Here is a 25534-nt window from a genome sequence, read left to right as displayed (position 1 = left end):
TAATTTTAGCCAAATATCAGATCGTGTCAGTGATCGTTTGCTCAATTTTGAGGGTTACGGTCGGATCAGAAGCGTTGACATAAACATCAAAGGTATGTTCGCTTCCGTTCACCACTTCACTCACGCTTCCGTCTTGTTTGGTTAAGGTTGTGGTATCTACCGTTACTTTGTCACCGGCATCGCCGAGAATATACAAATCATTATTTCCATCGGTCATATCAATGACATCTTGCAAGGATATATTCACCATTTGGTGATCGCCGTTTTGAGCTAAATCGATCACTTCAATGTTGCTCACCGGATTAGTGATCAATGAATCAAAATTAATGGAAGTATTCATCGACAGTACCAATGTATCAAGCCCTGATCCACCATCAACCACACTGTCAACACCATCAAAGATAAGGGTGTCATTTCCGGTACCGCCGTACATGATATCACTGCCGGCACCTCCATCAAGGGTATCATTGCCCCCTTGACCATACAAGACATCGTTCCCGGCTTCTCCCGATAAAGTATCATTACCGCCGCGTACATCATTCTCTACATTAAATGCAGCATGATTGGTTTTGATGTAATCGTAAAGCTCTGCATCGGTAGGAGCAGTTCCGTTTTTCAATTCCAAAAATGTTTTAAGACCATCAAGACCTAAACCGTCATGAAGATCAGCCGGTTTAGCCGGATTTCCATCAACTCCCCACGGTAGAGTATCGGTATTAATGGTATCTCCGAAAATAACATCGTCACCGTTTCCGCCATAAACCGTATCCGCACCTACCGCCGCAAGTTCAATCGTACTGGATCCTTGTACCAAAGCCGCTTCCAGTTCTGCCGCCGTGTAGATAACGTGAGCTTGACCCACCGATGCGGTAATGAGATTCGGCGTTGTTAAACGTATATTATCAATTCTTAACTCAGCTTTATCAGAGTTTGAACCATCTTTAACATTAAATACTATCCGATACGTTCCGCTCTCTAAAGGGGTCGTTGTGGTGATTTTCGTAGAGTAATACCATGTTTCACTCAGTGTCGAGCCATTTGCCGTATCACTCCAAACCCCGTTTTGCAAGATTTGTAATTTCCAACTCGCATTGTCCCCATTGTTCCATTCCGTTGTTTTATAGTCAAAACTCAATGAACTCTCATCGGCACTTACCGTGATCGCGGCACTCGTTACCACGGTACTAGTTTGATTCGATTTTGCATCTTTTATACGTAAATATCCGTCACTGACTTGAACACTTCCATTACTATCGCCTGACTTCGTCCATTGATTGACGTCATCTAACGCATCATTAGAATATGAGAAATCGGCCAAAGTTGTCGTTGTTGTCCCCAGATTAATCGTAGTCTCACTCACTGTCGACGTATTATCAAAGAAATTCAAATACGTTTCATTCACACCCGAGCCCATACCGACGGCATGAACTTCTACCCCCTCGACGGCTGTCGTGAGTGCCGTAAAGGCATCAATAGAATTTTGTAGTGTCGCGGTATCGGTAGTGTTTCCTGTACCTCCGATACTTCCGTTACTGTTGTTATAATACGTTGGATCTCCGTCGGTTAAAAAGAAGACTAAATTTTCAAAATCATCCTGAGGCGAAGAAGTAAGCCATGATTGTGCTTCGTCAAATGCATCTTCATAATTGGTCCCGCCTACGGCACTGAGGTTATTGATAGCATTTGTCAATGATGATATATCGCTTGTGGAGAAATCATCGATTGACATTTTGAGAGTAGCCGTTGTCGCAAAACTGATCAAACTGATATTAATCGTTCCATCATGTCCGGATAAGTTAGAAATCAAATTATTCAACGCATTTTTCATAAGTGTCATTTGAGTGCTCGACATACTTCCCGAGGTATCTACAATCAATGCAATGTTATAGTTTGAACCTTCCTGAACCGTTGTAACAAGACCGCCGACATCTCCGACAAGTACATCAGCAGCTCCTCCTCCGTGTATCGTATCATCTCCGTTGCCGCTTCCGCTTTCACCCCCAGGGAAGAAAGTACTCAAGCTCAAGCTATCACCGATTCCGTCGTTTTCAGCCGTATCGGTATAACTGCTGTTAGCGACACTGATGGATGGAGCCGTTGAGGTGCTGTCTTTTGTAAACGTTGCACTCCACGTAGTGTTATCCGCCGTACTAAGACCACTAAGACTTCCCCCTGCGACGCTAATATCACCATTGGTAAATCCGTTTACCGCTTCACTAAAGGTAAAGGTAATGGTTGCACTCTCTCCCTCTTCAAGAAGATCGCTCGAAGAAGTAATCTCTAGCGTAGGTGCCGTCGTATCGGTATTACTTGGCACTACTTCAGATGAACCATGTACGTATAAAGTAACCGTTGCTGAGTCGGTCAACGGATTTTGAGGATCGCCATCAGACATCATATAGGTAAATGAAGCTTGCCCCACATAACCTGCATCAGGTGTAAAAGTTATCTCTCCGGTCTCTGCATTCAATGTAGCAACACCGTGAGAAGCGTTTCCTACACTTGTAACACGAAGGTTAGACGAATCATTGTCATTATCATTGCTTAATACTTTTGCAGTATCTATCACCAGTGGAGTATCTTGGGATGTTGCCAATAAAGAACTTGTATCCGTATCTTGAATCAAAATACTAGAATCAATATAGTGGTACTCGCCGCCATCTTTAGAAAATACAGGTTGGAAAACATATTCACCGCCTTGATCCCACCAAATCATATCTATAGCATAATAGCCGTCAGTAGGGATAGTATATGAAAAAGTGTCTTCAGTCGGCGATTGATTTTTATTAACCGCTGCAACTTGAACACCGTTGAGTAAAATCTCATACCCATCATCACCGAGAACTTTAAAATTATAACTTCCGGCCTCTAAGTAAATTGAGCCTGAAAGATGAATCCCTCCTTCAGCATGGTTACTGCTGTCATTCCATACCAATGAGGCACTGTCCGTATTTAAGAATTCAACTAAATTTTGATTCAGTGAAACAGACCCTGTCCCATATCCATAAAAAATATTCGATCCAGTAAAAGTAGCATCCGGAGTTTTATCACTGATCATACTTCTAAAATCGGCGATTGAATCAATCAAATAATTATCGTTATCGCCCGAATCAGAGGTATTAATTCCAAAATATTCACCTCTTAACCCAAAATGAGTTCCGCTAATACTATTGCCATCATCGACGGCTATCGGTGCTTCGTTGATATTATTCTCATTGAGAGTAATCGTCGCAGTGGTCATGTTGCCGGCAGTATCTTTGACGGTAATAGCGTAGTTTCCGCTGTTGCTTCCTTGTTCGAAGTCATTCACGGCTGAAGCCGATCCCGCCACGGTTAGAGTGATGACACCGCTATTATCAATTTGATAGAAACCGTCTGCCGAAGTGTTGGTTCCTGTCATCGTGAAAGTAAATCCGCTCACTCCAACGGTATCGCTTGCCACCACTGTAGCAACGATTGCACCTGCCGTTTGGTTTTCTCCATAAATGAAACTTTGGTTTGCAATCACCGGTCCGGTCGTATCGGTAATACTCGTAGAGACCGGTGTCGTGTTGGCCGAAAGGTTCTCGAAGGTAGCGTTGGTCGCGCCGGTGATCGCGTTGCTCACACTTCCTGCGTCGAGGTATACGTCTTCGTTGGCCGCAACACTGTACGCCAAGGTACCGCTCGTCGCACCGTTGGCGATCGTAATATCCCCAAGGGTCGTGTGGACGGTCGTTACCCCTGAGCTTGGGTTCGTGAGGGTGGCGGTGTAGGTGATCACTCCGCCCGCTTCGGTGATACTCGATTTATCGGCACTGAGGCTGACGGTGGTCGTATCGGTATTTTGAGCAGGTGTTTCATCTGAATTTTCAAAAATAACCGGACGAAATTCATTAACACCGGAACCATTATTTGATCCTCCAGTATCTTCATCCTCTTCAAGCACCGTGGTAGTATCTTCATTCATATCGATTGGGTTTTCGAGCGATCCGCTACGCTCTTCAAATACGACACTTCCAGGCTGTTCTTGACTGCTTAGCGTATCGCCGGCTGAGGTTTCATCCTCTTTTTCATTTTTTTCATCATCATCCGCTTTTATTTCATTACGCGCCAATATCTCTTTAATAGAATCTAAATGAACAACCGCATCTTCATCGGTAAATAGCCCTTTTAATAATGAAGAATCGATGTTAAGGGCTCCATTACCGGCAATGACGATATCACCGCTCCCTTCGAGTGTTATATCAATAACAATTTTGGCACTTTGAGGGTTATTGGGTGCACCGGAAACCTGTTCACCGTCTTTGATCGCTTCACCTTTTTTTAATTCTCGGATGTTACCTTGCTTATCTTTGACAAAAAATACACCTTGTTCTAAAGATTTTACATATCCTACTACCCGTGCCATAGCGATCCCCTAAAATGAGAAATTTTTATATTTTACATTTTAGCTTAGATCAAAAAGTAATACTATTGTACTTAGGTACTAATTTGAGAGAAAATCACGAATGAAGAAGTAAAGAGAGGGCGAGACGATCTTTGACGGAGAGTTTTTGATAAATTGCACTCGCATGCGCTTTGATTGTTCGAACCGTAATCTCCAACGTATCGGCAATTTCTTGGTGTGTAGCTCCATCACCTAGCATAAGGGCCACCTCACGTTCTCTAGGGCTTAAAACTTCCAATACGGCTAATGATTTTTCTTTTGAACTGTTACGATCTTGGATTTGGGAAATCATCAACGTGATAAAATCGGGATGAAGCCATACTTTTCCCTCTTCAAGTGCTTGATACGCTGAATGCAAATGGGACTCATGCATCATCGCATTGCCATACCCCATGGCTCCACGTTGTAAAAAGTGTTGTGCTTCAGAAAAATCAGGTGTCATCGAAAATACCATGACACGACGTCCAAAAAGATCTTTTATCTCCGTTTCACTCATCGGTACAATCATTGTATCATGGACAAAAAGAATCGCTTCTCGCTCGATATCCGATGAAATCATTGAAGAGACTGTCGGTTTTAATATCATTAAACTACTCATCCATCGATCACGCAATGCACTATCATCGGAGAGTAAATACAATCTCAATTTACCGCTCCGTAAACGTATATTGTTTGGCTTTTAATATCGGTTTTAATATGTACTCTAAAACGGTTTTCTTGCCGGTAATAACATCAACATTGATCATCATGCCGGGGATGATTTTAAGCGGTTTCTCTTTGGTACCCAAATATTTTTTATCGGTTTGAACTTTCACGACATAATAGACATCATCATTTTTATCCGTCACCGTATCAGGGCTGATCGTGACGACTTTTCCATGCAAAGAACCGTATAGTGAGAAATCATATGCCGTAACTTTAACGATAGCCTCTTGTCCCGGGTAGATAAATGCGATATCGGCAGGCTTCACTTTTGCTTCCGCCAGTAATCCCCCCTCTGTCGGAACAATCTCGATCAGATTATCTCCCGGCTTGATAACTCCCCCGACCGTATTGACATAAAGTTTTTGGACAATACCGTTGATAGGTGAATTAATAACGGTTCGGGTAACTTGATCCGCCAGTGCCGAACTCTCCGCACCGATCCGTTTATACTCCGTCTCCGCTTCATTTAGCTCCATTTGCGCTTTCATCGTAAATTCAGATCGAGTTTCTCGAATCTTGCTACTCATCTCGTTGATTGCGGCATTGAGTCTCGGAATTGAAGAGAGAACCGCATTGTAGCGTTCACTGACATCACTCAATTCACGTTGCAATTTCAAAAATTCTACGCGCGGTTTAATCCCCTGTGCAACCATCGGTTCAGAAATAGCGACCTCTTCTTTAATCAAAGCAAGAGCCCGTTTTTGCTCCATAATGCGCCCTTGTGCTTCTATTTTATCATTCTGCTTTTGGGTAAGTTGATCATTCAATGCCGATATTTGAGAACGAAGTCTTTCCTGATTCGAGGTATAAACACTCCGTTCTTGCATAATTTGCATCGGTATTTTTGCCAAATCTTCCGGTGTAGGAGAAAAAGCGCTCCCTGTGGTTTCGGCACGCAAACGGACAATTTTTGCTCGAAGCTCTGCCGATTTGTATTGAGAACTCTCATAAGTAGACGAGGATTTAACATTATCAACGCGTAGCAATGTATCGCCGGCATTTACTTTTTGCCCCTCTTTAACCATAATGGCACTGACAATCCCCCCCTCAAGATGCTGAATCATCTGATTCTCGCCGCCGGGAATAACTTTGCCGTCTCCTCTAACGATTTCATCGATCGGAGCCAGAGCCGCCCATAAGAAAATAAAAAGAACCGTTACGATCCAAAACAAAAGGACTGAACGAAGACGTGATGGGGTATCTTCCAATACTGCGGCTGAGAGACTGCGCATAAACTGATAGTCATTGGCATCAAATGAGAATCGCGGCTTCTGACTCATTCTACACCTCCTGAAAGTTTAGCGATTACTTGATCTCGTGGGCCGTCGAGATGGATTTTACCTTCATTCATCACGATAACCCGATCCACCAACGGTAAAACCGTATTTTTTTGGGTAATCAAAATCGCCGTTTTATCCTCAAGATAACTCTTCAAATTCGTCATAAGACGATTTTCACTCAACTGATCCATCGCATTCGTCGGCTCGTCCATAATGACGATAGGGGATTCAAACAACAATGCCCGCGCGATTCCGATACTTTGGCGTTGCCCTCCGGAAAGCCCCATTCCCCGTTCCCCTATGGCCATTTCGTACCCTTTCGGATGTTTACGGATAAACTCATCGGCTCCGGAAATCATGGAGGCACGAATCATCTGTTCATCACTCGCACGTGTTGAGCGATAGGCAATGTTATCTTTGACAGACCCTTTGAATAACGTAATATCTTGTGAAACATACGAAATATTCTTGCGTAAATCAGCGGGGTCAATCTGTTTAATATCAATACCGTCGAGTAAAATCGACCCTTCACTCGGTTCATACAGATGAAGCAAGAGTTTGGAAACCGTACTTTTCCCCGATCCGATCCGACCGATAATAGCCACTTTTTCACCCGGTTTAATCGTAAAAGAGATATTTTTCAGTGCGCTGTGATCCGATTCATCGTAAGCGAAACTGACATTTTTAAACTCAATTTCCCCCTTGAGTTCCGGTCGGGTAATAAATTTTTTCCCGTGTGGACGTTCAGACGGCTGAGAAATAATCCCCTCAATCGCATCGTACGCGGTTTTTGCATCCGAATAGTTTGAGATCAAAGCGGCGGCCTGTCCCATCGGAGCAACCGTACGTCCTGCGATAATGATGATAGCGATCAGTCCCCCCATGGTCAATTCATGCTCACCAATCATATAAACCCCGACAATCACCAATAGCACCGTTGTCAATTGTGTCAAAAAGCCGGTTACCGTAGAGATAGAGGTAGAAATTAGTCGTGATTTCAAACTTTTTTGGGCAATTTCACCCGTCGCTTCTTCCCACGCCCATTGAACTTGTCCGGATGCTCCGAGAGTTTTAAGGGTTTCGATATTTTGTAACGCTTCGATCAAAATTGAACTTTTAGCGGCTGAGGATTTATGGGTCTCTTCGATACTCTCTCGAAGGGTATTACGCATAAAAAGGGCATACCCCAATATCAGAAACATCATGACGATAGGAACCACCACCATCCATCCCCCGATATATCCGATCACCAATAAAAAGAGAACGGCAAAAGGGAAATCGACCAAAGCGGTTAACGTAGCATTGGTTAAAAACGAGCGTATCGAGTCAAAATCTTTTAAATTGCTGGCAAAGGAACCGACCGATTTAGGATGCGATGCCATTTTGAGATCAAGCACTTTTTCAAAAATAATAGAGGACATAATGATGTCGCTTTTCTTCCCCGCACTTTCCAAAAGCATCGCCCGCGTAAATTTTAAGAAGGTATCCAGAACATAGACGACTAATACGCCGATAGCAAATACCCACAATGTCTCTGTGGCGTTGTTAGGAATGACACGGTCATACACACTCATCGTAAAAAGAGGACTGGCCAAAACAAAAAGATTGACCAATACGGTTGCATAAATAACATCGCGATAAATGTTTTTAGAGAGTTTCAACGTATCCCAAAACCAATGTTTATGTTTTACATTAAGGGTCAGCGTATCACTCTCATTATAGACAAACGGTTTTTTAATCAAAAATGCAAATCCCGTATACTCACCGCTCAACATTTCCATGGGGACACTCTCTTCGAGTGCCTCTTCAGCCGGAAGGATGATTTTACATGTTTTTTTATCCGCAGAGATCGAATCGAGGATACACGCGTGCGAGTTTTCGAGTAACAAGATCATCGGGAGCTGCAAAGGGGAGATATCGGAGAGTTTTCGATGAATTAATGTGCTTTTGAGCCCGGCACGACTTGCGGCACGGGCAAAAAGACCTTTAGACGATTTCAAACTGTAAAGACGAAGTGCACCGCCCCACGGCGCGGTAGGCAAACCTGCCATCAACGCTTCCGCGGTAAAAGGTTTATGATAGATCTGAGTAAATAACACCAAACATTGCAACAACGGGTCAACGCCGAATACAGCACCTTCGGGATCAGCCATTCGTCCTTCTAATTCCTCACTCATCTTTGACAAACCTTCATCATAAAGTCCAACGTATTGTATACCAATACCTATTTACTATCTCGCATATATTGTCCCTCTTGACGATCCGCAAAAATCAGATTTTCAACTTTATCATCTTTATTCAAATCGCTGTCCAACACGGTTAATCCGGCATTCTCAGAGTATGACAACGCTTTAGATCCCAGAATATTTTGAACCATTGATCCCATCGCATCCAAAATTCGATAATGTGCGAATAAGAGATCGTTTTCAGCACGGACGATCTGCGATTGTGCGGCGATATGGTCATTTTGTGCGACTAAAAGATCAAGCAACGTCCGACGACCCAAATCATACTCTTTTTGATAGAGTTCAAGGGTTTTTGCACTGGTCGTTTCATAATGTTTAAGATGGACTAATTGCTCTGATATATAGGTTTTCGCCGTCCATGACAATTGCCCTTGTTCATCCAGTTTACGGACCATTTCCCGCTTATTTTGCCCCTCTTGGTAAACTTTGCTCAGATTTTTCTGTGCATCGGCCTCATCGGCTCCTCCGCGATAGAGATTGTAACTGAGAGTCAATCCGAAGGCGGTTCTATCATCATCGCCTACCACCCCACCGACGTCACTGGCCCAACTTTGACGTGCATACGCGTCAATTTTAGGATAATAATTTTTATACGATGCGCCATGCTGCGCTTTCGCCGCTTTTATATTGTATTCACTGACCAATACCGAAGGGTTATGGGCTCGGGCATACGTTTTCATCTCTTCAAGCGTCATCGGGAGCTCGCCTGAAAAATTCCCCTCTCGCAACTCTTCGGCATCGACATGACGTCCTAATATCCGTTCGAGATTAAACAACGCATCATCCAGATTATTTTTAGCCACGACATAGTTTGATTTAGCCAAAGATAACGAGGTATCCGCTTTTTCCGATTCTGAACGGGTTGTTATTCCCGCCGTATAAAGTTTGGTAACTTTATCGTAAATCTCTTCATTAAACTGCACATTTGCTATTGCAATAGAGAGTAAGTCCCGGTTTTTAATTACATTGATATACATATTCACAAAATTAAATGCCATATCGTTCGCATTTTCAATGTAGTGGTTTGCGGCGGCTAAAATACGGGCTTTTTGATAATCTGCTTCATAAAGGGTTCCAAACCCGTTAAAAAGATTTTGGGTCAATTGTAATGAGTGTTCATAACTGTTTAAGGATCGTGTTACGTTTTGAGTTGTCGGTGATTTAGTCTTCTCACGGGCCATAGAAGCACTGTAATCAAGAGTAGGAAGGTATTGCGCTTCGCTGATGCGTAAATCTTCCAAGGTCGCACGATAATTGTGCAAACGTTCCAAAACGACGGGATGCGTAGAGAGAACTTCATCAACCCCTTCGTTCAACGTCAATGCATCCAGTGTAGGAATCGTGCACAAAAAAGTTAAAAAAGCTGCTTTTGAAAATAAAGATTTTTGATACGTCATATAAGAGCTCCCTTTATTGGCAATCAAACAGATCATTATAACTTACAAAGAAAATAAATATTACTTTAGATGATAAAAAAGTTTACACAATTGCGCTTGTAATAATCAAGCAAAAATCGTTCTCAAATTATAGCTAAAGTCACTCGCCAAAATATTCGGCGGATACCGCTTTGAGTCTACTATAAATTTTATCAAAATCGGTCGAGTAAACCCTTGTTTCGGCGATTGAAGTGATAAAATTCGTATCTCCGCTCCATCGTGGGACGATATGCATATGGATATGCTCCGCAATCCCCGCACCTCCGGCACGACCCAAATTCATCCCGATATTAACACCCTGTGCACCGAAATGCTCTTTCAAAAGACGCACCCCTCTCTGAGCTAAGCCGCTCATATGGAGCCACGTCTGGGAATCAAGCGATTCGAGGGCATCGGTATGGTGGTGAGGGATAATCATAAAATGACCGGGGGTGTAGGGATAACGGTTCATGACGATAAAGCAACGTTCGTCACGGTAAAGGACGTGATGCGCTTCATCCAAATCAGGATGCTCCGTGATGTGACAAAAGACACATCCCTCTATCTTTTCACCGCTGACATATTCGGTTCGCCACGGGGCGTATAAAATATTTTCCATTAGCTATCTCCCATCTGCCTCGAACGAGGCAAGCTTTAGTGCCATAGCGGCAAGCGTAGATAAAGGGATTTTATTCCTTTATCGTTCTAAATAAAGTTGGGTGCGTCGTTGGCAAAGAGAATTATGTCTCCTGCTTTTGTTACCTCTCCAAGAGTCTTGACCATTTGCGATTTATCGCTCAACATAATTTTCTGAGGGACGTTCAACTCTTTATCAAACTGCACCGCGTTGAGCTGACCCGTGATAATCGCAATATCAAAAACGCCGTTGATCGCGCGGATCAGTTCAGAGTTCAACTCATCAGTACTCTCTACAAGCCCCGGAGTGACGATCACTTTGCGCCCGCCGTGAAGGGAACACAAACGTACCCCCTCCAACATTCCCTCAATGTTGCCGTTGTAACCGTCATCAAGGATAATTTTTCCCCCCGCATCGATACGCTCAAGACGGTGCTCGACACTTTTGAGTTTCTCGACCGCGCTCACGATCTCATCAGAGCTCATCCCCATCTCCTGCGCGATCAAAATCGCCGCATTAATATTAATGCTCTGGAAGCCGCCGAGAACAGAGGTGTGAAAATGACGCTCTTCTCCGTTTACACTCACATCAAAATCGATCCCCTCTAACGTCGCCGCCAAATTATGGATATCATCCCCGAAAAAAGTCACTTTCTCATGCGGCTCATCGGTCACAGAGGTGTGGATAAACGCCCGCTTTAAGCGATCGGAATGGATAATCTCCAGTTTAGTCCGTTGGATCCGCTCTAACGTTTTAAAATACTCCAGATGTTGAGGCCCCACTTTCCCTACGACGACGATTTGCGGATGGAGCAGCTGTGCGATAGCGTAAATATCCCCGACTTCACGCGCGCCCGCTTCGCAGATATAGACTTGGGTATGTGCGGGAAGCGATTCGTTGACGTCACGGATAATCCCCCCGAGAGTATTGACGCTGCGCGGAGTTGCATAAACGTTAAATTTTTGACCCAAAACCTGCGCGATAAAATTTTTCATGGATGTTTTACCGTAGCTTCCGGTGACACAGATAATCGTAAGATCCCCCATCGAAGCAATTTTTTGTTTCGCTTGTTTTTTGTACGCTAAAAATAAAAACCGCTCGATTCCCCACGAGAGGAGATAGGTTAAAATGAGAGGAAAAATAACACTGAAAGCATTCCCAAACCCTTTGAAGGCAACCAATACATTAATAAGTAACGTAAGCGATGTCAGGAGGATCAAAAATCGCTTTACACGCCATGTTAATACCAATTTTTTATCGAGACGAACGTGCCACAGATACAAAAGCGGCATGTAGATCGCTACCACAAAAATAGCGTAACATCCCGAAGCGTAATAGAGGATGAACGGAACGATAAAATAGGCCATATGCCACCACGTTTTATGGTGACGTAATACCACCCGCTCGATACGGTAATCGTACCATTGAAGATTGGTAATCAAATACCATCCCAAGCTCATAACAAAAATGAAGTTGGCTAGAAATAAAACCATTTGTGTCAATTCCATACTTTAATCCCTTAGTGTTCCAAACTTTTTAAAACCGTTTTTTCAATCTCTTTCGCAACCGATGCACCCTGTTCCAAAAAGAAATAGTGATCACCGTCAAATTCGACGACACGTGCATTATCCATCAACTCGGCTATTGTGTATGCGGTCCACATCGGCGTAGCCGTATCCTGAGCTCCGAAACACAAAAGCGCTTTTCCTTTATACGCATGAAACTTCTGCGTAAAATCTTCGTTAACGACACTTTTAAACGTCTCATACATCGGCTGACTAAGTCCTTGCGCGTCCGGAGCCACAAAAAAGCGGCGCAATGAGGTAAGACCGCTAAATTTTAGAAGTTTAAAAAGGGCGATTTTGGCACGAATTTTTAGAGGTTTAGGAACTAAAATCCCCGCAGAACCGACGAGAACCAAGAAATCAGGGTTCAAAAGCGTTGCCACTTTACCGCCGAACGAATGGCCGAGAATAATCATTTTATCCGCTTCAATCATCGAGATAAAAGATTCTAAAATCGTCGCATAATCTTCGGTCGTCAGGCTCATATTGCACGTACTGTTACCGAATCCAGGCATATCGATGTAGATATGGCGAAATTGTTGTAGATGGGCGCCGAAAGCGTGTTTCATAAGGTTTTTATGAGAACCCCATCCGTGAAGAAAAATAATATCGTAATGGGCGGTGGGATTTAAAATCTCATAGCTGATTGAAAAAGTGTGTTGTTTGTATTGAACCGACTTAACTGCCACGCTTATTTCCCTTTGGCTTGAGAAATAGAGTGGATGTAGTCGTAATTGACCCGAATCGCTTTTTTATCGGGTAATGATCCGAGAAGTTTTTGAATGGAACCGCTGAAATCTTCAAAAAGGTAGTTTGCCATTGATCCCGGAATCGGGTTAACTTCATTAAGATAGACTTCGCCTTCGATTTCAAAGAAATCACAACGGATCAAAGCCCCCTCAAACAAAGGTAAGTAGATCGTTTTAAACGCATCTTTCAATTGCTGCACCAAAGCTTCGCCGACAGAAGCTTCCGCAACTTTAGCCGAACGGGAAAAATCAAGATATTTTTTCTCAAAATCGAGGAACTCCGCTTTTTGAGGCTCTTCAACAATCGAATAGGTGATTTCGCCGCGTGCGGAAAACCCTGCAAGATTGTACTCTTTGACTCCCGAAATGAACGGCTCGATCAAAAGAACCTCATCAAATTCAAAAGCGACATCCAAAGCATAATCAAGCTCATCCGCATTACGAACGATACTCACCCCGATGGAACTTCCCAAACGGGCCGGTTTCACGATAAAAGGATACGGTGTCGTAATGGTAGGTTTTTTACTTTTATGCACGATTTCATACGGTAATGTTTTTACCCCTAAAGCGTTGGCAAGCCATTTGGTGTAATGTTTGTCAAAACTGAGCATCGAAGCCTCTTTGCGAGGGCCGATAAAAGAGATATTGAAAAAATCGAAAAGCGACGCGATAGAACCGTCTTCACCGTCTCCGCCGTGGATCAGGTTCAAAACCGGCATCTCATGTTTTTTACTTCCGAATAGTCCGCGTTGTTCAAATCCGCCGTTCGTTAAAAAGATTTGAGCCATTTTACGGTGTTCCCCTCGTGAAAACGTGACCGCCTTCATCTTCGCGCCGTCGATTAAATAAAATTTATGGTCTTGATCGCAAAAAATAAAGCTGAGTTCAAATCGGCTTAGTTTTTCTTTGACCGTAATGGCGCTAACAATGCTGATTTCGTGCTCATAGCTCGCTCCGCCGAATAAAATGGCTAATTTCAATGAGTATCCTTTTAAAGTTTTTGAAGTTGTTTCAATGCGTCTTTAACCAATGCCGCGGTATCGGTTGCGTGTGACATATTAAGGGCTTTGGCAATCTGCTCTTTTTTAAATCCGAGAGACTCCAAAGCCATCGAAGCCTCAGACGTAGCAGAATTCACCAAAGGGCCTGAGCTTAACAAAATCGCATCAAACCCTGCCAATTCCACCATAATACGGCTTGCACTTTTAGGTCCGATTCCCGGAACTTTTTTCAACGCATTGATATCTTTAGATGAAATAATACCCGCAAACTGCTCCGGCGTAAAGGTCGAACAAATAGCAAGCGCCGCTTTCGGCCCTATTCCGTTGATTTTGAGCATCCCCTCAAAAAGAATTTTTTCACTTTTTTGCCCGAATCCGTAAAGTTGCTGCGCGTCTTCTCGGATGATGTGGGATATATGCAACCATGCTCTCTCGGCACTAATGGCACTAAAAGTATGCAGTGAGATAAATACCTCATAAATAACACTATTGACATTGAGATGGATTAGCGTCGGTTCTTTGTATTCAATAATTCCTTCTAAGCCGACAATCATTTCGCTAACACCTTAATAGAAAATTCTCCGTCTTCATCTTGATGCAATCCTAATATTCTCTCTTCCGAATTATCGGCGGGGACATAAAAAACCTCGATAGGAGGATCGATCAGTTTGAAAATAATCTCATTGCGATTATGCCAACGCTCATGATTAATAATTCGGGCTTCAAAAATCTCGGCTTGAAGTGCCGTATGTTTTTGCGCCAGCCAAGCATACTGATCCTCTTTGGTACTCAGTTCATTGCGAAGCGATTCAAGTTTTTCTTTAAACAGCTGATTTTGCTGATATTTTTGGACGAAGGCCGGAGGCATGGCAATCCCGTTGCTCTTATAATGGAGAAGCTTGCGTTTCAAATCTTCCATTCCCGGAGCATTTTCGCGCCATGTATGCTCATACCCCTCAAGTTCCCGCTGAATCTCACGGATCGTTTGTTTCACTTGAGCCATTTGATCGGAACGCTCATGGAGACTTTCATCCGATTCATTAATCATAGGGTCGATGATCAGTTGATTCTCTCCCCCCTGAATTTTTCGTATCTCAATCAGATGGGAAGCGGCTATTTTGACATGCGATCCCAACACTTCGATCACAACCTCACGAGCCCGAATTTTGCCACCCGTCGCTTGGGCTACGGTGACACGATCCGCCTCAACAATGCCGTGCTCCAAGCGGGTGATATGGACATCTTTGCCATACGCCGTCCCTTTATGAACATTGATCGTCAGCTCATCGGCTCGGATAATAGCGCTTTGGTGTACTTGACCGTCCACACTCGCTTTTTTTGCGGTTACTTTCGCATTCGGACCGATATTTCCCTCGATATTGATGGCGTGAACCGTTACCTCCATCCCCTGCCCGATGGCGTCTTTCATCGAATCTTTTTCTTTGACGTTGATGGAGACATCGGCATCGAGCTGTGTGTCGATCGATCCGGTGGTTTTAAAACTGATCTCGGTCACTTCCACTTCGCTCTGGATGTTGTAGACACCCCCCTCAAAGGTGACATATCCCCCCGCTCCGGCTCGGTATTCGATACTTTGCGGGGTATCGATAACCGTGATTTTTTCGCCTGTCGTAAAGGTCGGTTCAAACCGTACAATCGGCTCTTTGGGAAGAATAAACTCTCCGCGGCAGTTACGACCGTTCTCCCCTTTGCGCGGTTTAATGTACTCTATCAAAAGTTCATCTTTAACCGCACTCATTACGTATCCGCGTTTAGCGTAATCGACACGACCGTGTTCATCCATATTTTGTCGTTTGGTCTCATAATGGAGAATCAGCTTATCGTTCACCGTCTCTATCGGCTCATACGCTTGCGCTATCAGATACCGCTCTTGTGTCTCAAAGCGGTATTTTCCCTCAATACGGATTTTGGCTAAAAGCTCCTCAATATTTTGAAGCATCATCGAATCGAAAAGGCCGAGCATCAAGTTGGCTCGAAGCTTTTTTTTATTTACCCAATGGATAAAGTCTTCTTGAAACGTCTCATAATAGCGGGCTACGCTTCCGGCTTTAATCGTCAAATAAATTTTGCACAGCGTCGCGTTTCCCCCGATGCTCATATCTATCGAATCAAGAGCGTGGGGTTCCATAATCGAAAAAATCTCGATTTCATGGATTTGTTTGAGTTCGAATTTAGGGTTTAAAAATTGTTCTTCTTTTAGCTCTTTAAGTTCATCGGAGGAGAGTTCTACCCAATCGTCCGAAGAACCCTCAGCCGCCATTTTAGTAAAGGTTTCCGTCCCCAGTAAATGAAAATCGAGAGAACTAACAGGGACTTTATAGGTCTGTGACACTTGCAGAATTTCTTTGGCAACATTCGGCGTACGCACGATTATAGGGGTAATACGCGCTACCGCTGGCACATTTTCATCCGCATTGGTTAACAGTCCCATGTCCGATCCTTTACATAATTGCCCTATTCTAATCACATATCGGTTAAAATTACGTAAAATTTATTTTAAGTATGAATTTCCGTTCCCCCTGAGCCTGTCGAAGGGTAGAAGTTCATGGTTCGACAAGCTCACCACGAACGGGGAAATATTAAAGTAACCTGTTACTTAACATTACGCTTTGTTTAATGTATACAACCAAGATAATTTATCCCAAAGCTATTTAATGTACTCTTCACAAGTTCTTCAGGACATGTGGGAGCCACAAATAAACCGTAACCTTCAATTTTAAAAAAAGGATTACTGTTTTCTTCAAATAAAGAGGAATGACCTTCAATATATTCATTCTTTCCTATAAAGGAATAACGCATATTAGCCCATAACTCAAAATCCAAATCAATTAAAGTATCTGGGTCATATCCTGAGTTTTCTCCTGCTTTAACCTGTTTATTGAAAATTCCCATAGCTTGAAGTAGAATACTACCTAATAAATGCGCTGCATGGTCAGCAACTTGAATGCCAGCAATTTTTGCAGAATCACATTTAGAATAGCATTCAATATTTAAGTTTTTTAATCTATCACGATCCGATTCACTGACCTTTATATTGTCATCCAAAAACAAAAAATGTTCGCTCCCAACTAAACACTCTGTAGTTACCAGTTGAATAACCAGTTCAACACAATACTTACCTAAATTCCTTCGATCTTTCAGTGGAGCAACAAGCATCGCTAATTGTGATTCATGCAAATAGTTGTTAATTACAAGCCTTTTATTTTGTTGATGTATATTATCATTTTTAATTGAACAACTTTTATACTCATCACTAGGATGTAATCCCATCAAAGACCATTGTTCTCTTATCTCAGATGAAATATCAGCATCGGATACAACCAGCGCCCCAACAATAAATTCACCTTTTTCACGCATAGACTCATCAAAATATAAATATGCCATATCTATTATCTTTTCTCCCAAATATATTGGAACATTTTTCTCTCATTTCCACTTGCTAGTGGGAATGCAGATTGAAGCTATACCCTCGTAAATGGTCTCTATAGTACATAAATAAAAGTATTGTATACGTTATATTCAAAAATAAGTACTAAAAGTGTTTAATTTTGAAAACTTTTTTTGCCTGTATGACACTGAGATAACTTTTAATCCCATATCAGCTAAAATTGCATCAAATCTATTTCAGGGCTTGATATAAACTATGTTTAAATCGATATTCTCCAACTCTTTTGGTATCCTCATCTCCCGTGTTACGGGACTAGGGCGTGATATACTAATGACGTCGGTGTTGGGTGCGAACATGTGGAGCGATATCTTTTTAATGGCGTTCAAATTCCCGAATCTCTTTCGCCGTATCTTCGCGGAGGGTTCATTTACCCAAAGTTTTATGCCCTCGTACATCGCCTCAAACCAAAAAAGTGTCTTTGCCGTAGCGATATTTATCCGTTTCATGGTGTTTATCGTTTTCCTCTCGTTTCTCGTCACCCTCTTCCCGGGGTTTTTCACCAAAATGTTGGCGTGGGACTGGGGACATGATCTCATCTCCAAAACCGCTCCGCTGACCGCGATCAATTTTTGGTATTTGGATCTCATCTTTATCGTCACCTTTTTAGGCTCACTGCTCCAACACAAAGAGCACTTTTTCACCACCGCTTTTTCGACCGTCTGGCTCAATATCGCGATGATCGTCTCCCTGATCCTCTTTACCAACTCCGACCCGCAAACCATCGTCTATGCCCTCAGTTTCTCCATACTTATCGGAGGGCTTCTCCAAGTGGCTACCCACCTCTATGCAATCCGCAAGCAAGGGTTGATGAAAGTGTTAATCGGCGGATGGAAATACCGTAAAACAAAAGATGTCAAAGAAGAAGAGTCCAAGTTTAAATCGCTCTTTATCCCCTCGGTTGTGGGGAACTCTACGGCGCAAATCGCCTCGTTTATCGACACCTCACTCGCCTCGTTTTTGGCGGCGGGATCGGTGTCGTATCTCTTTTACGCCAACCGTATTTTTCAGCTCCCCTTCGCGATCATCGCCCTCGCCATCACCACGGCGCTGTTTCCTAGAATCGCTAAAGCGATCAATAACAACAATAACGACCTCGCATTCGAGAACCTTCACAAATCGTTTTGGCTTCTCAATGCTCTGCTAGGACTCTCCGTTTTAGGGGGAATTTTACTCGCGGAACCGATCATTTGGCTGTTGTTTGAGCGGGGAGCGTTTGATATCGAAGATACCCTCAATACCGCAAGAGTACTCCAAATGTACATGGTGGGGCTGATCCCTTTTGGGTTGGCGAAACTCTTTTCGATGTACCTCTACGCCCAACATAAACACCTCAAAGCGGCGAAGATCGCCGTTATCTCGCTCGTGATCAATCTGATTTTCTCGGTCATTTTGATGCAGTCGATGGGGGCGGCAGGTTTGGCATTGGCGGGGAGTATCGGCGGTGCAGTGCAATTCATCCTCACCATCCAAGCGGTGGGATGGAAGATCTTTTTTGACCTTTTAAAAACCCGTTTCAGCCTCTACTTTATCCTCGGAACTCTCGGTTTCGGAGTGGCTTTTTATAGTTTAAACACCTTTTTGATACAATGGATACGATAAATTAGCAGGAAACCCATGACCATATACGACAGCGTCCAAAAAACAAAACTACCTTTTATACCACTCCAAGAGGGGAAAGTCTCCCTCTACGTCTGCGGCCCCACCGTCTATGACGATGCCCATTTGGGACATGCCAAAAGTGCTTTGGTGTTTGATCTGCTTCGCCGTGTTTTGGAAGCCGAGGGGTATGAGGTACTCTTCGCCCGCAACATCACCGATATCGACGATAAGATTATCAATAAAGCGCGAGAACTAGGGATCAGCACAACCGAAATCGCTGAACGTTATACGGCAGCCTATCATAGAGATATGGAAGCGATCGGTGTAGCTAAACCGACACTAGAGCCTAAAGCGACCGAATCGATCGACGCGATGAGCGAGATGATCCAACGCCTCCTCGACAAAAAGCACGCCTATACCATCAGCAACGGCGATATCTATTTCGATACCCAAAGCGATAAAAACTACCTCTCCCTCTCTAACCGTCAAAGTATGGAGAACGTCAGCCGTGTCGAGAGAGTCTCCGAAAAACGCAATGAAGCCGATTTCGCCCTCTGGAAAGCGGTACACGATGAGGGGGTCGCCTTTGATTCACCGTTTGGTCGCGGTCGTCCGGGGTGGCATTTGGAGTGTTCGGCGATGATCGAGCGCTACGTAAGTCCCCATGTCGGCGACTATGCCATCGACATCCACGGCGGCGGAGCAGATCTCCTCTTCCCCCACCACGAAAACGAAGCGGCACAAACCCGCTGTGCGACGAACCATGAACTCGCACGGTACTGGATGCACAACGGATTTGTCACGATTGACGGTGAGAAAATGTCCAAAAGTTTGGGGAACAGTTTTTTCCTCAAAGACGCCCTCAAAAGCTATGACGGCGAAGTATTGCGCTTCTACCTCCTCAGCACCCATTATCGGGGAGATTTCAACTTCAACGAAGAGGATTTGATCGCCTCTAAACGGCGTCTTGATCGTCTCTATCGCCTCAAAAAAAGGCTCTTCGGACTGAGTGCCGAAACTATCGATACCGAATTCAAAAAAAATCTTCTTGAAGCGCTGGGGGATGATCTAAACGTCTCACGTGCCTATGCACTGATCGATGAGTTGATCAGTTCAGCCAATGACGCACTCGATACCAATCCCAAAGATAAAAGTTATCGCCAAGCTCTCCTCTCCGCACTCACGACCGTTGAAACGGTATTGGGTTTCGGAGGACAAAATCCGTATGAGTATTTCCAATTCGGATTGGATGATGCGGCAAAAGCAAAAATCGATGATTTGATCGAAAAACGGAGTGAGGCCAAAAAAGCGAAAGATTTTGCAACGTCCGATGCGATTCGCGATGAGCTTAGTGCTTTAGGGGTCTCGATCATGGATACGCCTGTGGGAACTTTTTGGGAGAGTCGCGATTGAAATTCAGTGAAATTTACAAACGGTACTGGCCCTACATTCGGGGATATAAATTCCAATACATCATGGTACTTATCGGGATACTCCTCACCGTAACGGCAACTGCAGGGACGGCTCAAATCATGCAGCCGTTGATGGACAATATGTTCATTAAAAAAGAAGCAGATATGCTCTATATCATCCCCGCTTTGTTGGTAGGGATTTATGTCATCAAATCGCTAGGGCGTTATTTACAAGCGGTGTATAACACCTATATCGGTATGCACATCGTCTCCCGTCTTCGTGAAAACCTGCTCGATAAAATCGTCCATATGGATATGCAGTTTCTCTACACCAATCGCAGCGGAGAACTCATCTCCCGAATCACCAACGATATCGCCCGTATTCAGTATTTTGTCTCTACCATGATGCCCGAACTGGTTCGTGAGAGTCTCACGGTGGTTGCTCTTATCGGATATGTGATTTATCTCAATGCGACGCTCGCCTTCTGGGCACTGTTTGTGATGCCGCTCATCATCTTCCCGCTTATTAAAATTACCCGACGTCTTAAACGGCTCTCACACCGATCTCAGGAAAAAAATGCCGATTTGATGACCCGTTTGAGTGAAGTGTTTAACAACAGTGAAATTATCAAAGCCAATGCGACCGAAGCGTATGAAGTAACACGGTTTAAAAATGAAAATGAGCAGTTTTTCAAACTTAATATGAAAGCGACCTACACAAGCGAACTGGTCTCACCTTTGATGGAGATTATTGCCGCGACGGGACTCGCGGCCGTTATTTTTGTCGGAGGGCAACAGGTTTACTCAGGTGCCATGAGCGTCGGAGAATTTACCGCATTCTTAACCGCCGTCGGACTGGTATTTCAGCCCCTTCGTCGGGTGAGTGCCATCTACAGTAAAATCCAAGACGCGCAGGCCGCCAGTGAGCGGGTATTTCATATTTTTGACATCGAAAATGAGGTCAAAGACGGCACTATCCTCCTTGATGAACCGATTACCCACGTCACATTTGACGATGTAACCCTAAAATTCGGAGAAAAAACCGCTCTCTCGCATCTGAACCTCACTATCAATGCAGGGGAAACCATCGCCCTCGTCGGACAAAGCGGTGGAGGTAAAAGCTCATTAGTCAACCTACTGCTACGCTTTTATGACCCATCGGAGGGTACCGTTACCCTCAATAACCATAACCTAAAATCCTACACCCAAAACTCTTTGCGCAATCAAATTGCCGCCGTATCCCAGCGGGTCTATATTCTCCAAGACACCCTAGCCGCCAACGTCGCCTATGGAGCGCAAATCGATGAAGAACGGGTAAAAGAGGCTCTGCAAAAAGCGGACGCGCTCGAATTTGCCTCCACCCTTCCTGAGGGAATTTATACCCTCATGCAAGAGTTCGGCTCGAACCTCTCCGGCGGTCAGCGTCAACGTATCGCCATCGCCCGTGCCATCTATAAACACGCGTCACTCCTCATTATGGATGAAGCGACCAGTGCACTCGATAATGAAAGTGAAAAACGGATTCAAACCGCGCTACAATCGTACGCTCAAGATAAAATCACTCTTATTATTGCCCACCGTCTCAGTACCATTACCCATGCCGATCTGATTTTGTATTTTGAAGAGGGGGAGATTATCGCCCGCGGAACCCATCAAGAACTCCTTGAAACTTCCGAAAATTATCGTCGTCTTGCAGGGAAAATGGGTGAATAATTACCTATTAATCCTTTTTTGAGTATAATCGCGACAACTTTAATCTCTATTAGGCGGGTCACTTATGTTTGATTACGAATCTTTAAAACCTTGGCTTTTTAAACTTCAACCTGAAAACGCCCATACCGTTGCCGCCGCACTCCTAAGCTCCGCGAGTTTTTGTCCTCCGCTCTTCAACGGCTGGATGGCGAAACATTTCGTAACCCACCCTTCTCTTACCCAAGAGCTTTTTGGTCGCACGTTTCTCAATCCCGTCGGTTTAGCTGCAGGATTCGATAAAAATGCGACGATGTTGCATGGCGTGATGTCTTTAGGATTCGGGTTTAGCGAGATCGGAACCCTCACCCCGAAACCGCAAGAGGGGAATCCCCGCCCGAGACTTTGGAGACACATCGAAGAAGAATCACTCCAAAATGCGATGGGATTTAATAACGACGGACTCTTCCGTATCAGCCACCGTCTCAAAAATATCTATCCGTTCAGCACCCCTATCGGTGTTAACATCGGAAAAAATAAAATCACTCCTGATGATAAAGCGATCAAAGACTACACCACCCTCATCAAAGCGCTCCACGAGTACGCGGATTACATGGTTATCAATATCTCATCGCCGAATACTCCGGGATTGCGCGATTTACAAAATGAAGCGTTTATCAGCCAACTCTTCTCCGAGGCCAAAGCCCTCACAGATAAACCGATTTTGCTCAAAATCGCCCCCGATATGTCTGAAGATCAAGCGGTAGCCCTTTGTGTCCACGCGGTTGCGAGCGGAGCAGACGGTATCATCGCCACCAACACGACCGTCGATTATTCTCTTGTCTCCGAGCCTGAAGATATCGGAGGGCTGAGCGGTGAAGTATTACGCGAACGAAGTTTTTATATCTTCGATGCGATTGCGCGTGAGCTCTACGGTAAAGCAACCCTTATCAGCGTCGGCGGGATCAGTACGCCTGAGGAGGCATACCGTCGTATCCGCGCAGGTGCTTCACTCGTACAAATCTACACCTCGCTGATTTACAAAGGTCCCGAAGTGATCGAAGAGATTAACAGCGGTCTTGTCGATCTTTTGGCATCCGATGGCTATAGCTCGATTACCGAAGCGATCGGCGCAGATCGGCGATGAAAATCCTCATTGCAACAATTTTGTCTCTAGGAACCCTTATGGCCTCATCACTTCCCCACTACGAAACCAGAACCCTCTCTAACGGGTTGCAAGTCGTTGCCATCCCTATGGATAACGGCTCACAGGTTATCTCTACCGATATTTTTTATCAGGTGGGAAGCCGCAATGAAGTAATGGGTAAAAGCGGAATCGCTCATATGTTGGAGCACATGAACTTCAAATCGACAAAAAACCTCAAAGCGGGTGAATTTGATGAAGAGGTCAAAAGCATCGGCGGTATGAATAACGCCTCAACCGGATTTGACTTCACCCATTATTACATTAAATCAAGCAGTGAGAATCTCGGTAAATCGCTCTCACTCTTTTCGGAACTGATGCAGCATCTCAACCTCAAAGACGAAGAGTTCCAACCTGAGCGTAACGTCGTTGCCGAAGAGCGTCGCTGGCGAACCGATAACAATCCGATGGGATATCTCTATTTTCGCCTTTTTAACAGTGCCTACGTTTATCACCCCTACCACTGGACGCCGATCGGATTTATGAACGACATTCAGACGTGGACGCTAGAGGATATCCGCAGTTTCCATCAAACCTACTATCAACCGAAAAACGCTATTCTCATCGTGACGGGAGATATCCAAAGCGATACCGTTTTTAAAGAAGCTGAAAAACATTTTGGCTCCGTTTCCAATACGCTTGATATCCCTACGAAAAACAGTGTTGAACCCGAACAAGACGGCGCCCGTCGTGTTATCGTCAACAAAGAGAGTGAAGTGGAGATGCTCGCTATCTCTTTCCCTATCCCCAACTTTCAACATCCCGATCAGCCTAAGCTCTCCGCTCTGAGTGAAATGCTCAGCGCAGGTAAAAGTTCACGACTGAACCGTCTTTTAGTCGATGAAAAACAGCTTGTCAATCAAATCTATGCCTACAATATGGAAAATATCGATCCGGGCGTCTTTTTATTTTTAGCGGTCTGTAATAACGGAGTCAAAGCCGAAAGCGTTGAGAAAGAGATATGGGACGTCATTCACTCACTTCAAAACGCTCCTGTCGAAAAAGCGGAACTCGATAAAGTCAAAATCAATACGAAATCTGATTTTATTTACTCTTTGGAGAGTTCCACCTCGGTCGCCGATTTATTCGGAAGCTACCTTGCTCGCGGAGATATAGCCCCTTTGCTTCACTATGAAAGTGCTATCGATGCACTCCAACCTTCTGAGATCCAAAAAGTGGCAAAAGAGTATCTCAAACCTGAAAAATCAACCACGATAATCCTACGCAAAGGACAAAAATGAATCTAGTAACAGGCTCAACGACCGCCCTCATCACCCCGTTTAAAAACGGGAAATTGGATGAGCAAAAATACGCGGATCTCATTCAAAGACAAATCAATAACGGAATCAACGCCGTTTGTCCGGTAGGGACGACGGGAGAGAGCGCAACCCTTACCTATGATGAAGATCGTATCTGTATGGAAATCGCCGTTGCCGTGTGTAAAGGGACTTCAACCAAAGTTCTCGCAGGTGCGGGAAGCAACTCCACCGCAGAGGCGATCGAAGCGGCTCTAACGGCGCAAAAATGTGGCGTGGATGCTATCTTCTCCGTAGCACCGTACTACAACAAACCCTCCCAAGAGGGACTCTATCAACATTACAAAGCCATTGCCGAGTCCGTCCCTGAAATGCCGTTTATGCTTTACAACGTTCCGGGGCGAACGGTCGTCGACATCTCTGCCGATACCGTTATCCGTCTTTTTGATGATGTGAAAAATATCTACGGGATCAAAGAGGCGACGGGGAGCATCGAACGCACCATCGAACTCCTCTCCCGCAGACCGGAGCTTAAAGTTTTCAGCGGGGATGACGCAATCGATTACGCGATCCTCGCCTGCGGCGGTGCAGGGATTACTTCGGTAACTTCCAACCTCCTCCCCGATCTAAAAAGTGATTTGGTTGCCAAAGCGCTTAGCGGTGATTTAGCAGGATCCAAAGCATTGAATGATCACCTGTTTCCGATCAATAAAGCGCTCTTTCTCGAATCCAATCCGGTTATGATTAAAGCGGCAATGTACATCGCAGGACTTATTGATACCCTTGAATACCGTCTTCCTCTCGTTATGCCAAGTAGCGAGAATATGAAACGGCTCGAAAGCGTTATGAAAAACTACACTATAAAAGGAATCTAATTG

The 25534-nt window shown here is 44.3% G+C and carries 18 protein-coding genes; 6 read left to right on the top strand and 12 right to left on the bottom strand.

Annotated elements, in window-relative coordinates; all coding sequences use genetic code 11:
* Window positions 1-16: 16 nt before the first annotated feature.
* From RMO68_RS09335 to RMO68_RS09280, 12 genes are all read right to left on the bottom strand, one after another.
* Window positions 17-4390, bottom strand: a complete 4374-nt coding sequence (locus RMO68_RS09335; protein ID WP_310440479.1) for an Ig-like domain-containing protein — start codon at window positions 4388-4390, stop codon at window positions 17-19.
* Window positions 4391-4484: 94 nt separating this feature from the next.
* Window positions 4485-5075, bottom strand: coding sequence for a response regulator transcription factor (locus RMO68_RS09330; RefSeq protein ID WP_310440478.1), 591 nt, complete (start codon window positions 5073-5075; stop codon window positions 4485-4487).
* Between the two features lies 1 nt (window position 5076).
* Window positions 5077-6414 carry an HlyD family type I secretion periplasmic adaptor subunit gene (locus tag RMO68_RS09325; protein ID WP_310440477.1) on the bottom strand — a complete coding sequence of 446 codons (1338 nt, stop codon included), beginning with the start codon at window positions 6412-6414 and terminating at the stop codon, window positions 5077-5079.
* Entirely contained in the window at window positions 6411-8591 is a 2181-nt protein-coding gene (locus RMO68_RS09320) for a type I secretion system permease/ATPase (protein ID WP_310440476.1), read from the bottom strand. Before RMO68_RS09320 ends, RMO68_RS09325 begins: the two co-directional genes overlap by 4 nt.
* 47 nt (window positions 8592-8638) lie before the next feature.
* Window positions 8639-10057: a TolC family outer membrane protein gene (locus RMO68_RS09315; protein WP_310440475.1), complete on the bottom strand. Its 1419-nt coding sequence runs from the start codon at window positions 10055-10057 to the stop codon at window positions 8639-8641.
* A gap of 139 nt (window positions 10058-10196) precedes the next feature.
* Complete coding sequence (locus RMO68_RS09310; RefSeq protein WP_310440474.1) at window positions 10197-10694, bottom strand: HIT domain-containing protein; 498 nt, start codon at window positions 10692-10694, stop codon at window positions 10197-10199.
* Between the two features lie 86 nt (window positions 10695-10780).
* Entirely contained in the window at window positions 10781-12220 is a 1440-nt protein-coding gene (locus RMO68_RS09305) for a UDP-N-acetylmuramoyl-tripeptide--D-alanyl-D-alanine ligase (RefSeq protein ID WP_310440473.1), read from the bottom strand.
* Between the two features lie 11 nt (window positions 12221-12231).
* Entirely contained in the window at window positions 12232-12966 is a 735-nt protein-coding gene (locus RMO68_RS09300; protein WP_310440472.1) for an alpha/beta hydrolase, read from the bottom strand.
* A gap of 2 nt (window positions 12967-12968) precedes the next feature.
* A complete protein-coding gene (locus tag RMO68_RS09295; RefSeq protein ID WP_310440471.1) occupies window positions 12969-14006 on the bottom strand; it encodes a D-alanine--D-alanine ligase in 1038 nt (345 codons plus the stop codon).
* Window positions 14007-14017: 11 nt separating this feature from the next.
* Window positions 14018-14581 (bottom strand): Holliday junction branch migration protein RuvA, encoded by a 564-nt coding sequence (gene ruvA, locus RMO68_RS09290; RefSeq protein WP_310440470.1) that lies wholly within the window; start codon window positions 14579-14581, stop codon window positions 14018-14020.
* On the bottom strand, window positions 14578-16479 hold the full coding sequence (locus RMO68_RS09285) for a flagellar assembly protein A (protein ID WP_310440469.1): 1902 nt from the start codon (window positions 16477-16479) through the stop codon (window positions 14578-14580). Before RMO68_RS09285 ends, ruvA begins: the two co-directional genes overlap by 4 nt.
* 182 nt (window positions 16480-16661) lie before the next feature.
* Complete coding sequence (locus RMO68_RS09280) at window positions 16662-17432, bottom strand: DUF3800 domain-containing protein (protein ID WP_310440468.1); 771 nt, start codon at window positions 17430-17432, stop codon at window positions 16662-16664.
* Window positions 17433-17691: 259 nt separating this feature from the next.
* Between RMO68_RS09280 and murJ the strand changes: the two genes are divergently transcribed.
* The 6 genes from murJ (at window position 17692) to dapA (ending at window position 25531) form a co-directional block, all read left to right on the top strand.
* On the top strand, window positions 17692-19095 hold the full coding sequence (gene murJ / locus RMO68_RS09275) for a murein biosynthesis integral membrane protein MurJ (protein ID WP_310440467.1): 1404 nt from the start codon (window positions 17692-17694) through the stop codon (window positions 19093-19095).
* A 15-nt stretch (window positions 19096-19110) separates the two neighbouring features.
* Window positions 19111-20508, top strand: a complete 1398-nt coding sequence (gene cysS, locus RMO68_RS09270; RefSeq protein WP_310440466.1) for a cysteine--tRNA ligase — start codon at window positions 19111-19113, stop codon at window positions 20506-20508.
* Window positions 20505-22220 carry an ABC transporter ATP-binding protein gene (locus RMO68_RS09265; protein ID WP_310440465.1) on the top strand — a complete coding sequence of 572 codons (1716 nt, stop codon included), beginning with the start codon at window positions 20505-20507 and terminating at the stop codon, window positions 22218-22220. The genes cysS and RMO68_RS09265 overlap by 4 nt, the downstream gene beginning before the upstream one ends.
* A gap of 64 nt (window positions 22221-22284) precedes the next feature.
* Entirely contained in the window at window positions 22285-23343 is a 1059-nt protein-coding gene (locus tag RMO68_RS09260; RefSeq protein ID WP_310440464.1) for a quinone-dependent dihydroorotate dehydrogenase, read from the top strand.
* Window positions 23340-24641 (top strand): M16 family metallopeptidase, encoded by a 1302-nt coding sequence (locus tag RMO68_RS09255; RefSeq protein ID WP_409574824.1) that lies wholly within the window; start codon window positions 23340-23342, stop codon window positions 24639-24641. Before RMO68_RS09260 ends, RMO68_RS09255 begins: the two co-directional genes overlap by 4 nt.
* Window positions 24638-25531 carry a 4-hydroxy-tetrahydrodipicolinate synthase gene (gene dapA, locus RMO68_RS09250; protein WP_310440462.1) on the top strand — a complete coding sequence of 298 codons (894 nt, stop codon included), beginning with the start codon at window positions 24638-24640 and terminating at the stop codon, window positions 25529-25531. Before RMO68_RS09255 ends, dapA begins: the two co-directional genes overlap by 4 nt.
* Window positions 25532-25534 lie beyond the last annotated feature (3 nt).

It is taken from the genome of Sulfuricurvum sp. (genome assembly GCF_031427015.1).
In the GTDB taxonomy this organism is placed as follows: Bacteria; Campylobacterota; Campylobacteria; order Campylobacterales; family Sulfurimonadaceae; genus Sulfuricurvum.
Note: the sequence above shows the minus strand (reverse complement) of the source record. Positions and strands in the feature narration are given on the sequence as shown.